The organism is Nostoc sp. (assembly GCF_036919575.1).
Lineage (GTDB): Bacteria > Cyanobacteriota > Cyanobacteriia > Cyanobacteriales > Nostocaceae > Nostoc.
The window spans coordinates 73,054-86,173 of the sequence record NZ_JBALBY010000010.1 but is presented as its reverse complement, the minus strand read 5'-3'; the positions used below and the strand labels follow the sequence as shown (position 1 = coordinate 86,173).

12 protein-coding genes are annotated in these 13,120 nt (G+C 45.2%); 5 read left to right on the top strand and 7 right to left on the bottom strand.

The genetic code is table 11. From position 1 onward, the window contains the following. Positions 1-6: 6 nt before the first annotated feature. The 5 genes from V7K27_RS03455 to V7K27_RS03435 form a co-directional block, all read right to left on the bottom strand. A complete protein-coding gene (locus V7K27_RS03455) occupies positions 7-1,395 on the bottom strand; it encodes an ABC transporter ATP-binding protein (protein ID WP_334944338.1) in 1,389 nt (462 codons plus the stop codon). Between the two features lie 88 nt (positions 1,396-1,483). Next, entirely contained in the window at positions 1,484-3,217 is a 1,734-nt protein-coding gene (locus tag V7K27_RS03450) for an ABC transporter permease (RefSeq protein ID WP_334944336.1), read from the bottom strand. 309 nt (positions 3,218-3,526) lie between these two features. Further along, the gene (locus V7K27_RS03445) at positions 3,527-4,174 is read right to left on the bottom strand and encodes an HAD-IA family hydrolase (RefSeq protein WP_334944334.1); all 648 of its coding nucleotides are present in this window, start codon (positions 4,172-4,174) and stop codon (positions 3,527-3,529) included. Positions 4,175-4,252: 78 nt separating this feature from the next. Beyond that, positions 4,253-4,381 (bottom strand): hypothetical protein, encoded by a 129-nt coding sequence (locus V7K27_RS03440; protein WP_334944332.1) that lies wholly within the window; start codon positions 4,379-4,381, stop codon positions 4,253-4,255. 7 nt (positions 4,382-4,388) lie between these two features. Further along, entirely contained in the window at positions 4,389-5,582 is a 1,194-nt protein-coding gene (locus V7K27_RS03435) for an NAD(P)/FAD-dependent oxidoreductase (RefSeq protein ID WP_334944330.1), read from the bottom strand. Positions 5,583-6,484: 902 nt separating this feature from the next. Between V7K27_RS03435 and V7K27_RS03430 the strand changes: the two genes are divergently transcribed. The 5 genes from V7K27_RS03430 to V7K27_RS03410 all read left to right on the top strand — a co-directional run bounded on the left by V7K27_RS03430 (position 6,485) and on the right by V7K27_RS03410 (position 10,715). Continuing rightward, the gene (locus V7K27_RS03430) at positions 6,485-8,482 is read left to right on the top strand and encodes a beta strand repeat-containing protein (RefSeq protein WP_334944328.1); all 1,998 of its coding nucleotides are present in this window, start codon (positions 6,485-6,487) and stop codon (positions 8,480-8,482) included. Positions 8,483-8,625: 143 nt separating this feature from the next. Next, positions 8,626-9,249: a 4Fe-4S single cluster domain-containing protein gene (locus V7K27_RS03425; RefSeq protein WP_334944326.1), complete on the top strand. Its 624-nt coding sequence runs from the start codon at positions 8,626-8,628 to the stop codon at positions 9,247-9,249. Between the two features lie 301 nt (positions 9,250-9,550). Beyond that, on the top strand, positions 9,551-9,967 hold the full coding sequence (locus tag V7K27_RS03420) for a hypothetical protein (RefSeq protein ID WP_334944324.1): 417 nt from the start codon (positions 9,551-9,553) through the stop codon (positions 9,965-9,967). 228 nt (positions 9,968-10,195) lie between these two features. After that, positions 10,196-10,447 carry a type II toxin-antitoxin system Phd/YefM family antitoxin gene (locus tag V7K27_RS03415; RefSeq protein WP_334944322.1) on the top strand — a complete coding sequence of 84 codons (252 nt, stop codon included), beginning with the start codon at positions 10,196-10,198 and terminating at the stop codon, positions 10,445-10,447. Continuing rightward, positions 10,440-10,715, top strand: coding sequence for a type II toxin-antitoxin system RelE family toxin (locus V7K27_RS03410; protein WP_334944320.1), 276 nt, complete (start codon positions 10,440-10,442; stop codon positions 10,713-10,715). Before V7K27_RS03415 ends, V7K27_RS03410 begins: the two co-directional genes overlap by 8 nt. A gap of 106 nt (positions 10,716-10,821) precedes the next feature. On the opposite strand, the gene V7K27_RS03405 is transcribed toward V7K27_RS03410, so the two are convergent. After that, positions 10,822-12,039: a glycosyltransferase family 4 protein gene (locus V7K27_RS03405; RefSeq protein ID WP_334944318.1), complete on the bottom strand. Its 1,218-nt coding sequence runs from the start codon at positions 12,037-12,039 to the stop codon at positions 10,822-10,824. 455 nt (positions 12,040-12,494) lie between these two features. Further along, on the bottom strand, positions 12,495-13,115 hold the full coding sequence (locus V7K27_RS03400; protein ID WP_442947586.1) for a response regulator transcription factor: 621 nt from the start codon (positions 13,113-13,115) through the stop codon (positions 12,495-12,497). Between the last annotated feature and the right edge of the window lie 5 nt (positions 13,116-13,120).

Below are 13,120 nucleotides of genomic sequence, written 5' to 3'. Positions count from 1 at the left end.
TCCCCCTCATCCCTCAATCGATTCCGATTCAAGAGTTTGCGCTACTACTGGCTCCGGCAGATACAGTCTATCTTCACTAGCATCATACTCAAACAGTTCGGCATAACGCCCCCAATCTACGGCTGTGGCAAATTGCCGCTCGGCTTCTTCATGGGGATAGTATTCTTCAAGTAAATCGATAAAGAAATCCGCACGCATTGACCGATTCCGTTTTTCCCGCAATGTCTGCACCATGCTAACTACGACTGGTACATTTGACAACACCTGTTGCCGGAACAAGTCTTTACTGCGAAGAATGGTTGTGGTGGCAAAATCTTGCCCAATCTCGGTCAGCTTGACATCTCCTTGTGCAACTTCCGCAAACTTCAGCATTACGGTTGCATCAAGCATCGGTAGCAAATCATCCACCGATAGTTGGATTCGTTCTGCTAGGCGAGGAATATCATCCTTGCCCTCTGGTTGATCTACAATTAGCTCCAGTAGACCGCTAATACCACCGATTCTGACGTGGGGCAGGAGTTTTGCATAGGGCGATTGTTGGATTGTGCCAGGCGATCGCAATACTTCTACAGGTGATGTGGATGCTGCAACAGCCCCACTCACTTCCACTTCTGGGTTAGTCATCACCGTGTAGATATAGTCTATCAGCGATTTGAAGCGGATGCTGGTACGGTCATGAGGTCGTGGCATATCAATCACAACCTCACCGCGAATATGCCCCGGATTTGATCCCAAGATAATTACCCGATCTGCCAGAAATAGCGCTTCTTCAATGTTGTGGGTGACAATCAAAATGCTTTTAGAGGGAAAGGTGCCAGCATTCCATAAATCATCAATTTCACCCCGCAGGTTCTCAGCCGTCAACACATCTAGGGCGCTGAATGGCTCATCCATAAATAGTACTTGCGGCTCCAGCACAAATGCCCTGGCAAAACCAACTCGCTGTCTCATCCCCCCAGACAACTCTTTAGGATAGGCACTCTCAAAACCATCTAAGCCCACCAAGTCAATGGCTTTAAGCGCTCGTTGTCGTCGCTCATCCCGACCGACGCCTTGCGCGTCTAGCCCTAACTCGACGTTTTCCTGTACTGTCAGCCAGGGCAGTAGTGCAAAGCTTTGAAATACCATTGCTACACCAGGGTTAGCACCTTGCAGGTGTTTGCCATTGCTGATCACCTTTCCTTCACTTGGGGGAATCAAGCCTGCCATAATTCGCAGTAAGGTACTTTTGCCACTGCCACTGCGCCCCAGCAACGCTAGTACTTCACCCGTAGCTACTGTCAGGTTAATGTTGCGGAGAACGTTAAACTCACCTTTGCCCTCTGGCCGCGGAAAACTCTTATTGACCTGTTCGACAGCGATTAGTACGTTATTAATAACTTGCGTAGATGTCATGCTTGCTCCTCTAGTCAGACAATTTTGGATTTTAGATTTTAGATTTTAGATTCCAAAATTTAAAATCTAAAATTCGGTGAGCGATGGTTTAAAGATGGTATTTGGTTTCTGCTAGTTCATAGAGTCGTCGCCAAAACACTCTGTTCAGCCCGACAACAAATAAGCTCATCATCCCAATCCCCAGTGTAATGCGAGGCCAGTCACCTGCTGCTGTTGCTTGAGCAATATATGCTCCCAACCCATTGGCAGTCAGGGTGGTTGGTCCCCAAGCGACAATCTCTGAGACAATGCTGGCGTTCCATGCCCCACCGGTAGCAGTGACGCCACCTGTTACCCAGGCGGAGAAGATGCCGGGAATGATTAACTTACGCCACAGCCGCCAACCACGCAAACCGAGGCTGGTTGCCATCTCGCGCAGATCCGTTGGGATGCTCATCGCTCCAGCAATGGAGTTGAAGAGGATGTACCACTGAGCGCCCAGGGACATCAACAGAATACTACCCCAATCAATGCTGATATGGGAACGGATGAAGAATAATGTAGCGAAGGGAAAGATAAAGTTTGCTGGAAAGGAGGCCAGGAATTGCACCACGGGCTGCAACAAAGTTGCCAGTCGGGGATTAAACCCAATTGCCACTCCCACAGGTGTCCAAACTAGAGTTGAAAATACCAGCAATACCAGTACACGTAACAGAGTCAGTAATGCCAGTCCAAAAGTCTTGACAACTTCACCCAGTCCCACCGTTGTGACAATGAAGTGCAACCCGACAACCAACAGCCCACCAATCACGACCAGCAGTATAAAGTTGTAGAGGCGATCGCCCATTTCATGCTGATCAGTCTCCACAGCCCGGTGAGTCTGCGGTGGCGTGAGCAATGATAGAATGCGGTTGATAGCTTCACGCAAAGGATCTAGCGCCCGCCCCAGCAGACGAGGAATTCGGGCTGCTTTTAACAGATCGTAGACCCAGGATTCAGGCGCTTGGGCTGCTGCACTCTGTTCTAAGCGGAACTTATCCGCCCAGGCGATTAACGGTCGCCAGAAGAGTTGATTTACTAGCACAATTACTACCGCGATCGTCAATAGCGCCCAACCCAGAGCAGGTAAATTCTCAGCGACAACTGCGGCTGCTACGTAGGAGCCAATTCCCGGTAGTGTGTATTCTTGTTTCAGTACGCTGATCGCTTCACTGGCAGCGACAAAAAACCAGCCACCCCCAAAACTCATCATCGCATTCCAAAGCAGCCCAATCATCGCTGTAGGCAATTCCAGTTTGGTGAACCGTTGCCATCCCGATAACCGATAGAGCCTTACTGCCTCATCCAGTTCCGGTGGCAGTGTTCTGAGTGAGTGGTAGAACGAAAAGGTCATGTTCCAGACCTGACTGGTGAAAATTGCAAAAATCGATGCTGCCTCCAGTCCTAATAGGCTTCCGGGAAATAGGGCAATAAAACCTGTAACCGTGATCGACAAAAAGCCTAGTACTGGAACCGACTGCAAGATATCGAGTAGTGGGATCAGAACTCGTTCAGCGCGGCGGCTTTTGGCTGCAATGTAGCCATAAATTAAGGTGAACAGCGTTGAGTAAAACAGGGCAATAAACATTCGCAGGGTTGAGCGCCCAGCATAATACGGTAGATTACGCGGGTCGAGGCTGATACCTGGCACCACATCTGGTGGTACAAAGCTCACCAACGTTCCAGCACCGACACGCGCAATTAGCGCCAGTAATACTAATGTGCCCAGAATAAGGGCAATATCAGCTAGGCCAAAAGGGAACCGTCGCAGTGCTTCAGGGGAAGGAAAAGTTTGCTTCAGCATTTAAGGATAATTACGGGGCTGGCATACCTTTTTGAGCTAATAATCAGACATTACTACCCTCAGTGTACAAGGGTAAATAATCTAACCTATGGTCAGAATACCATCATCAAATCCTTCAAAGTGATATTCTCCCGTGTTGTTACGCATGCGAGTAACAATCAGGAGAACGAAAAGATTTCCAGAAGCCCGACCAAACTTTTCGAGTAACTCTGTGGCGATCGCGATAAAGTTGACAGGTATGCGATCGCAAATAAAATCTAAAATCTAAAATCTAAAATCTAAAATCTAAAATTGTGTTACCTATCTCCCTCATTTCCCACGATTGATCCAAACACCTCTGAGTCCAGATGCTTTCGCTCCTTGGTAATCTTCTATGATGCTATCGCCAATATGCCATGCTGCCTCTGGGGAACATTTATGTTTGTTTAAAGCAATGGCAAAAATTTGAGGATCGGGTTTAGCTGCACGTACCTGGGTAGAAATGGTGACGGAGGTAAAAAACTCTCTCAATCCCAAACTTTGCAATACTGAGTAAATCCGAGAATCGAAATTGGACAGCACCCCCAAACTAACTCCCAACCGCCGCCAGTTAATTAAAGCTGGTAAGACATCGGGATAGACAAACCACGGTTCGCCAGTGCCAAAGTGGATGTAAAGTTCGCTAAAAAAAGCCGAAAAGTCAGAAAATTCCTTGAGAACACCTGCACCTTCAAAAGTGTTCAGGGCAATTATCCGCCACCAATCAAACTCGCGCTGGGGAATATCTTGCACTTCTGCATCTGGAAATATTGGCGGCGGCGCTGCTTTAAAGCTTTGGATGAACGTTGTATTTAATGTTTCGGCTGGAACTATAACGCCAAATTCCTCAGCTATCTGACTATAAACTTCGCCGACACTACCTTTGACATCAAAGAGTGTACCCACAGCATCTAAAAAAATAACTTTTGGTTGTTCCATCAAAGTTTGAAGATTTTAAATCTTGAATTTTAGATTTTGGCTTGTTAGAAAGCTTCTGTGGGTAGAGTCTAGCATCTGCTAAGTAGGTTGGCTCAAATAAAGCAAATCATCGTAAATGTCTTGGTTCTTTACCAATGACGCCAGTTGCTTCAAGTCTGGCATTGCCGCCCAATGCCCAATGCCCAATGCCCAATGCCCAATGCCCAACCTTAAGTTACCGAGAAAGTGTTTCGATGATCGGACGGACTAGCCAATTAAAACCAACTTTAAGCTGATGGTCTAAAGTTGGCAATCTATATAAATAGGCAATACGTCGGGCGACGTATGCCAAGCGCCCATCTAGTTTAATTCCCAAACCAGTGAGAGTGGCGTTGTCTATTCCTAGTGCCATCATTTCTCCTACCTGTTGGTAGCGGAAGGGAAGCAGGGGGCGATTAGTCAGAGTTGCCCAGATATTCCAAGCAGTATAATCAGCTTGTTGAAAAGCCGCTTGTGCCGTAGCGGGGACTTGCTGCCCTTCAGCATCATGACAGTCTGCTAAATCTCCCAAGGCAAAGATTTCTGGATGATCGAGGACTTGTAAATTAGATGTCGTGCTGATTTGACCACGCTGATTTTGCTTGAGGGGAAGAGATTTCACTACGGGCGCAACCCTAGTTCCCACAGTCCAAATTACCAAATCTACCGGAATCGTATCTACTTGGTTTTTGTATTCTAGGGAGATGCTATTTTGTTCTATTAATTCTACTTTGGTTTCTAAATCAAGAAACACGCCACGGGCTTCTATTGCTTTCTTTGCTGCTTCCCGGTTAAACTCTGGGGAAGTTCGCAAAATTTGGTCAGCGATTTCAATGATCCGAAAGCGTCCTCTTTCTCCTAATCTGTCGGCTAACTTACAGGCTAACTCTACACCACTGTAGCCAGCCCCAACGATCGCCACCCGAATTTTATCAGCATCCGATTCTTCTAAAAATCGCAGGCGTTCTTCCAAACGATAAGCATCAGAGATTGTGCGGAATGTGTAGGCGTAAGATGTTGCACCAGGGACTAAATCTAGCGGTGTCTCACCTCCTAGCGCCAGCACTAAGCGATCGTAAGCGATTTCCGGTCCTGACTGTATATTTACCCGTTGCTGATCGATGTCAATTCCAGACACAACTCCTTGATAAAAACGCACTCCTGTGCCTTGTAAAATTTCTTCAAACGGTGGGGCAATTTCCCAGGTTTGCAGTTCGCCAGTGAGTAATTCGTAAAGTAAGGGAGAGAATAGGAAGCGATCGCTTTGATCTACCAGAACAATTTCGGGTTTTTGCGTAGATTCCCAAGGTAACTGGCTTAAGCGCAGGGCTGTGTAAAGACCGCCAAAGCCTCCGCCAAGGATACAAATTCTAGAAGTTTGTTGAGTCATCTATTCTATTTATGGGACAGTCAATGCTAGTTGAGCAACTAACTTCAGTCTAGTCAGTTAAAGCGAACTTTTCCAAACCCCAAAGTTTTTGAGGGATTAGTTATCAAACAGCAATATTGGCGCCAGTCGTCAGAATTCATGTTAGGTATTCTGTATGACACAACGACCGGCTCAGTGCATCGCTGGCGGATGAATAACCGGGTTTAATACCCCCACCAAATCTACGATTTGGTGGTGCAACAATTCCTGCGCGGTTCCAATCCCCGACTGAAAGATTGGGACCGGAGCTTTCGCCCTGCTCCGGCTCCGCTCCTGAATTCTGACTTCTGACTTCTGAATTCTGACTCCTGAATTCTGACTTCTGAATTCTGACTCCTGAATTCTGACTCCTGAATTCTTCTTCAATTCAATATTAGACAAAATTTATCTACCCGTATTATTACTTAGCATTTTTCCAGCTTAAATCCGATTTCGATACAAAAAAATATAAAGTAAAATAAACTCTGAAGAAATTTAAAATTATTACCTCATATCTATGTTACAAAAGTTTTGGAGTTGAAGTATATTTTCAAACGCTTTTAAAGTTTGAAAAAACAGTTCCCTAGTACACTGTGGCGGAGGTTTGCCTGCTTTTGACAAGAGTGTTAAGCCCCAAGTCTTGTTAATTGAGATGATAGCTGGATTTTCGCTGTACTGTACTAAAGATTTGGCTATAAACATCAGTAATTTTTGATACACCTCACACAGCGCTGTTTACAACAGCGTAGTAGTTGATCCTCTTTGACAGAACTCAGTTGTGAATACTCACTGAGCAGTAGAAAAAATGCTCAAGACTCGTATTAGTAAAAATACGAGCCTTGAGCGCAATATTTATACACCTGAAAAAAATCGGAGTAATCTCAATGTCTCTATTTACCGTCACTAACACCAACAATGGTGGTACAGGTTCACTGCGGCAGGCAATTCTAGATGCCAATGCTCTTACAGGAAGCGACATCATCGAATTTGGTGGACTGTTTACTGATGCGATCGCTCATACCATCAGTCTGACTGGTAGTAGTCTAAGTATCACAGATAACCTTACCATTAAAGGCACAAATTCGGGCTTACTAACTATTAGTGATGATAGTGCTTCTCGTGTTTTTGACATTGGCAGTGGTGTAACAGCTGCAATCAACGGGCTGACTATTACTAATAGCTACAAAAATGCCGGAGGAGGCGGTGCAATCTCCAATGCAGGCGTTTTTACCTTAAGCAACAGCATCATCACTGGCAACTCGGCTGTGGATGGAGGCGGCATTTACAACTCTAGCTCTGGCAGCTTCACTGTAAACAACAGCACCATCACTGGTAACTCGGCTACGGATGCAGGCGGCGGCATCTACAGCGAAGGCACTATAACCGTGAGTAATAGCGTCATCAGTGGTAACAAGGCCAGCAACGGCGGCGGTATCAACAGCTCTGGCACCCTATCGGTAAGTAAAAGCACCATCAGTGATAACTCGGCAGGCCGCGAAGGTGGCGGCATCTACAACTATGTCTTTAACGAGAACGGCAGCTCCAATATAGGCATCGTTACCGTAAGTAATAGCACCATTAGCGGCAACACTGCGTCATACGACGGCGGCGGTATCTATGGTTACGAACGTGGCACTATAACCGTGAATAACAGCCTGATCAATGGCAACAGCGTCAGCTTCAGATCGAGCTATTACGGTGGTGGCGGCATCTTTAGTTCTGGCATCCTATCAGTGAATAAGAGTACCATCAGTGGCAACACTGCCGAATATGGCGGCGGTATCTATGGTATCTATGAAGGCACTATAACCGTGAGTGATAGCGTCATCAGTGGCAACAAGGCCAGCAACGGCGCCGGCATTTACACTGGTGTCACCCTATTAGTGAGTAACAGCACCATCAGTGGCAACAATGCCTCATACGGCGGCGGTATCTATGATGGCGGTGGTATCTATGATGACGGCGGCAGTCTTAACGAGGGCGATGGCACTATAACCGTAAATGACAGCACCATCAGTGGCAACACTGCGTCATCCGGCGGCGGTATCTATAATGGCGGCCAGACAGACGGCGGACCCAATATAATTGCCGGCACTATAACCGTGAATAAAAGCACCATTAATGGCAACAGTGCGTCATACGGCGGCGGTATCGCTGGTTATGGAACTGTAATTGTGAGTAATACCACCATCAGTGACAACACGGCAATCGAAGGCGGTGGCATCTATAATCGGGGCTTTATCCTCCCCGGCTACTATGGCCCAGATATTCTCGGATATGGCACCTTTAAGGTGAACAATAGCACTCTCACTAAGAATCATGCATCCACTGGGGGCGGCATCTACAATAATGGGAACCTATCGGTGAGTAGTGACAGCCTGATCAGTGATAACTATGCCAAGGACTACGGCGGCGGCATCTACAACTCTAGCTCTAACGAATACGACGACTACAATCAATTAGGCATCGTTAACGTGATTAATAGCATCATTCGTGGCAATCAGGCAGGGAAAGCCGGCGGTGGTATTTACAATAATGGCAACGATGGCGGCGACATTTATGGATCTACTGTTAATAATGGCAACTCCAATAAATTAGGTATCGTTAATGTGAATGATACTACCATTAGTAGCAATCAGGCACCCCTTGGCAGTGACATCTACAATAATTCCTCCCTCACGGTGGGTAACAGCACTATCAAGCTCAATAACGCTTTTGGGATCGAACTCACTTCTACTTCTGATGGTTACAAGATAGATGATAGTAGGATTTACAACTCTAACTCTGGCACGATCACAGTGAACTACAACAATGCGATCGCTTATAGCTCTCCTAATAATAATGTGCTAAGTAACATTACCATCAACGCCGTTATAACCTGATTGAGCGAATTCGTTAAATTTTGGATTTTGGAAATTGCTCCTGCCTTCTGCTTCTCCAGTTATATGACCATTGTCACGGTTATATAATTGGAGATTCGCTATAGTTAAGGGTTAACAGGCAATGGCTAAAAGGAGTTAAAGAGATGGAAATTAAGCCAACTGACCCATCGCTACCACTCATAGAAATTCCCTCTGGCTATCTCAACATTATGGGTTACGTTGATCAGTCAGAAGTTAATGGCCCTGGTTGTCGCGCAGTCGTTTGGGTCCAAGGTTGTCTTCGTGAATGTCCTGGCTGCTTTAATACTAACTCTTGGTCATTTGAGGCTAACCAATTGATTGCTGTTGATACTCTTGCCGAGAATATTCTCAGCAATCCCCGCAATATGGGTGTAACGTTCTCTGGTGGAGAACCGTTTTGGCAAGCAACTGCACTGGCATCTTTAGCTAGAAAGGTAAAAGCTGCTGGGTTAAATGTAATGTCTTTTTCTGGGTTCACTCTTAAGCAGCTACAGTCTGAATCCGCGCCACCAGGTTCTCAAGCATTGTTAGAACAACTCGATATTCTGATTGACGGGCCTTTTGTACAATCTCTGGCAATTAATTCTCCCAATTCTCCAGTTTCTTCTAGCAATCAACGGGTTAGGGTGTTAAATCCAGCTTTTCAAGACCAGATTACTTGGGCTAGCGACCAGATAGAAGTCCACATCCTCAAGGATGGTGGCCGCATTGTCACTGGTTATCAAGGTGGACTGGAGTTGACTTAAAAGCAATCCCTGAGTAGAAAATGAGTAGTCTATAGAAACAACATCGTCGTCGTACAAGATGATTTCGTTATTCATTTCGGTTTTCTCTTTCAGTGAACAACACGGCGAATCAAGCGCTAACTTGATCCGCCTTCCCTAACTTTCCCGTTCATGATCGCAGCGCGACAGTCTTTAGTAAAAGTTGATACCTAAGTAATGAATATCGATGCCCAAAAACCTAAAAACAAATGCGGGGATTCTCCGATGCCTTTAGCTGGAGAATCACCGCATGGTGGATTGATACCCAACTCAATCCAACCTCATGCAAACCTTAACAGATTTAAAGAAAAAATTACTAGAAGTACGCGAGATCCAGTCCCAACTAGACAAGAAAAAAACCCTGCTACTGACGACAAAGCGCGAACTGGACAAGCAAATGCAAGAACTACTCCAGAAGCAATCAGAACTGGAGAGGCTAACGGCTCGAACACGTCAGAAAGAGTTGCAATTACAAAACCAGATAGAACTTAACAGGGTACAAGTGCAGTCACACGCACCAGAGGTAGACTATCTAGGTACTGCAAACAAATATCTACAAAACGATCTGCTTGCATTGCTTTCTGGCAATGCACAGGCTGCTACCAGATTACTCAAACACCAACAAACACTAAATCCTGGGAGACAGTTGGACTGGTATTTGGAGAAAGTAATTTACGACTTGAAACGCGATCGGCACTAGCTAGATCAGATTCAGTGAAGTTTGGCGGCGGCTGACCAATATCAAGAACAGTCCCCATTTTTGTTGAGTGCGATCGCGCTGCGGGGGAGAAATGCCATCGCCTTCACTTGAAATTGTTTTATTTGTTGTGTAATATTAGTACAGAATGTAAGTTTTGTATATTTTTAGCGATTTGTACAAAACTTACATCTTGATGATATTGCCAATTACTTAATTTTTTGAGGCACTATGACTGCTATAAGTGCAACAGAAGCTCGTGCAAATTTCCAAGAGCTGATTAATCGTGCTGAGTATAAGGGTGAGCGGATTGTAATTGAGCGTCACGGTAAAGCTGTTGTCGCAATTATCGGACTTGATGATTTGAAGTTACTTGAAGCTGTGGAAGATGCTATGGATTCAGAAGTACTGCGTCGGGCAATTGCCGAAAATGATGGGTTTACTACTTTAGACGCAATTACCGAAAAGCGCCGAAATGAGTGAACGCTACAGCTTGAGAATCGCTAAAAGTGCTGAAAAGGATTTGTTGGATTTGCAAGCGAAATTTTATAAGCAGGTTGTATCCAAAATTCTTTCGCTTCAAGGTAATTCTAAGCCTCAAGATTGCAAAGTTCTAAAAGGCTACGAAGGCGGCTATCGTGTAGATCAAGGCGAGTACAGAATTCTCTACACCATTGACGAAGAGAGCAAATTGGTTGACGTTTTTCGGGTTGGCAAGCGAAACGACGGTGAAGTATACAAAAATTTGTAATTTGAAAAGGGACTTACGCAAAACTAGACACTGTAGGGGCAATTCATGAATTGCCCCTACCTAAAAATCAGGGTTTGGGCTATTGTTTGCGTAAGTCCTGATTAAATCACTCTTTGCCAAGACAAACTTGTTCATAGCTTTTACCAGCGATATCCCAAGTGAATTCTGTTTCTACCAGTTCTCTGCCGTTGTGAGACAATTCTAAACGCAGATGTGGACGATCAAATAGTTGACTAATAGCGGTGACGTACTCTGCTGGTTTATTGGCTCGTAATGCCCGTAGTGTATGACTAGCACCATCTACGGCTAATCCTTCTAAGCCGCGATCGCTCGCTACTACAGGTACACCAGCTGCCATTGCTTCTAAAGTTTTATTTTTAATGCCAAACCCAGTCCGCATCGGTACAACGCAGATGGTGGCTTGATGTAAATATTCTACCATCGCAGGCACACGCCCAATCACATTAATTCCTGGTTTTTGATCAAGTGCTAAAACTGCTGGCACCGGATGAGAACCGACAATATCGAAAGTTGTATCAGGATACAATTTTTGGATTTCTGGCAAAACTTCATTACTGAAAAAGCAGACAGCATCAATGTTTGCTAAATTATCCATTGCCCCGATGAAAATTAAGCGATGTCCTCCTAGATCGGTGGTGCGGTTGGGGAAAGAAACTAAATCTACGCCATTAGGAATAACTGTAATTTCACTATTGGGGTTAAACTCTTGTAGTTGAATTTTATCTTCTTCTGTTGTGGCGACAATTGCCGAAAATTTAGCACAGTAGTTTTGCTCATAACGACGCAAAAGTGGCAGATTAATTTTGTCTCTGAGGGAATTTTCGGAAATGCCCGTTGCTAGTTGGTTCCGACAGGTAGCGTAAACAGAACTATGAACATTAACTATGGTTTTTAGCTGTTTGTAGAAATGCGATCGCACATAAATTTCATTGACGCTATGTTCGCAGGTAATTACATCACATTTCCCCGCTTCCACCCAGCTATCAATCCATGTTTGCATCTCAACTGAGTAGCGGTTGAGTACACTTGGCGGTATCCCCTCTTGCAAAAATCTCCCAAATCGCTGTATTTTCTGCAATATTCCGGTGGTTGCCGAATCTGGGGGGCGTTCAAAAATGGCTAGATGATTCACGCAATCGCGTAATCCTGCTACTTCTGCGTCTGTAACATCGCCCTCGCGTTGAGTTGCGAGGGTGACAGTATGGCGTTGACTCAGGTACTTAAGTAAATTAAATGTCCTCACTTGGGTTCCCCCGCGCGTTGGTGGGTAGGGAAAAGTGGAAGATAGCATTAAAATGTTCATATAAGTGATAAATCAAATGTGATATATACACCATGACCTTATTAGAGGCTGTATGTCATTAGATCTCCTGTAGCCCCCTTTAAAAAGCTATCGTGTACACACAAGTTATGGTTTATCGAATAGTCCAAAGAAACCTCACCCTGCTTTTGCTACGCAAAAGCTGTCCCTCTCCTTAGTAAGGAGAGGGATGTGCGTTAGGACTCTTTGAGGTTTTTGTTTTGGGTAATTTGATGACTTGTGTGTACACCGTAGCATAAAAAGGGGGGAATTTCTAAAGCCCTCTTTTTAACAAAGTTTGGGGGTTTAATTCCCCAGCAAGATAGGAAGCACGTTTTGATGCCTAAGCTTAAATCCCCGTCACAAAACGTAATTGCGAATTGCGAATTGCGAATTGCGAATTGGTTTAAGGGGGTTGGGGGATCTGAGTGCGTAAGTCCGATGATCATGACTGCAAATTACAGCATAATCAAACCTAGTCGCACACCTACAGCAACAGCCTCGGTACGGCTGGAGACACTGAGCTTTTGAAAAATGGATGAGAGATGAAATTTGACGGTATGCTCAGAAATATGCAAACGTTTAGCGATCGCTTTATTCCCCAACCCAGAACCAAGCATTCCTAAAACCTCTATCTCCCGTGGTGTCAAGGTTTGTACAGGATTCGTTACCACTTTTTCGCGGATAGACAGTAATTCTACAGCATCCGGGTGCAGTATAACTAAACCAAATGCGATCGCCTCCACAGCAGCGACAATTTCTGACTCTGTGCTAGTAGTGGGCAATATCCCCCGGATACCAGAACGTAATGCCGTCTCTAAGTCGATGCTGTCGAGTTCCTCAACAATGACGATCATTCCTAATGGGTATTGTTTCTCTTGAATAAGCAGCAATTTTTCCCACACGGATTGTTGAAGATTGCTGCTCAAATCTACCAGCACTACATCTGGTTGTAATTGCCCAACTTCCCTTGCCAATACATCCAAATCGGATGCACTCCCCACAACCGTCAGCCGAGGATTGGTAGTTACCACAGCTGATAACCCTGCCCGCACTACAGGGGAAGTCGCAACTACCATCACCC

What these genes read in the sequence shown, in the direction of transcription:
- V7K27_RS03415 (WP_334944322.1), top strand. Translation starts at nt 10,196, where the DNA reads ATGACTGCTATAAGTGCAACAGAAGCTCGTGCAAATTTCCAAGAGCTG.
- V7K27_RS03405 (WP_334944318.1), bottom strand. Translation starts at nt 12,039, where the DNA reads ATGAACATTTTAATGCTATCTTCCACTTTTCCCTACCCACCAACGCGC.
- V7K27_RS03435 (WP_334944330.1), bottom strand. Translation starts at nt 5,582, where the DNA reads ATGACTCAACAAACTTCTAGAATTTGTATCCTTGGCGGAGGCTTTGGC.
- V7K27_RS03420 (WP_334944324.1), top strand. Translation starts at nt 9,551, where the DNA reads ATGCAAACCTTAACAGATTTAAAGAAAAAATTACTAGAAGTACGCGAG.
- V7K27_RS03450 (WP_334944336.1), bottom strand. Translation starts at nt 3,217, where the DNA reads ATGCTGAAGCAAACTTTTCCTTCCCCTGAAGCACTGCGACGGTTCCCT.
- V7K27_RS03445 (WP_334944334.1), bottom strand. Translation starts at nt 4,174, where the DNA reads ATGGAACAACCAAAAGTTATTTTTTTAGATGCTGTGGGTACACTCTTT.
- V7K27_RS03410 (WP_334944320.1), top strand. Translation starts at nt 10,440, where the DNA reads ATGAGTGAACGCTACAGCTTGAGAATCGCTAAAAGTGCTGAAAAGGAT.
- V7K27_RS03430 (WP_334944328.1), top strand. Translation starts at nt 6,485, where the DNA reads ATGTCTCTATTTACCGTCACTAACACCAACAATGGTGGTACAGGTTCA.
- V7K27_RS03455 (WP_334944338.1), bottom strand. Translation starts at nt 1,395, where the DNA reads ATGACATCTACGCAAGTTATTAATAACGTACTAATCGCTGTCGAACAG.
- V7K27_RS03425 (WP_334944326.1), top strand. Translation starts at nt 8,626, where the DNA reads ATGGAAATTAAGCCAACTGACCCATCGCTACCACTCATAGAAATTCCC.
- V7K27_RS03400 (WP_442947586.1), bottom strand. Translation starts at nt 13,115, where the DNA reads ATGGTAGTTGCGACTTCCCCTGTAGTGCGGGCAGGGTTATCAGCTGTG.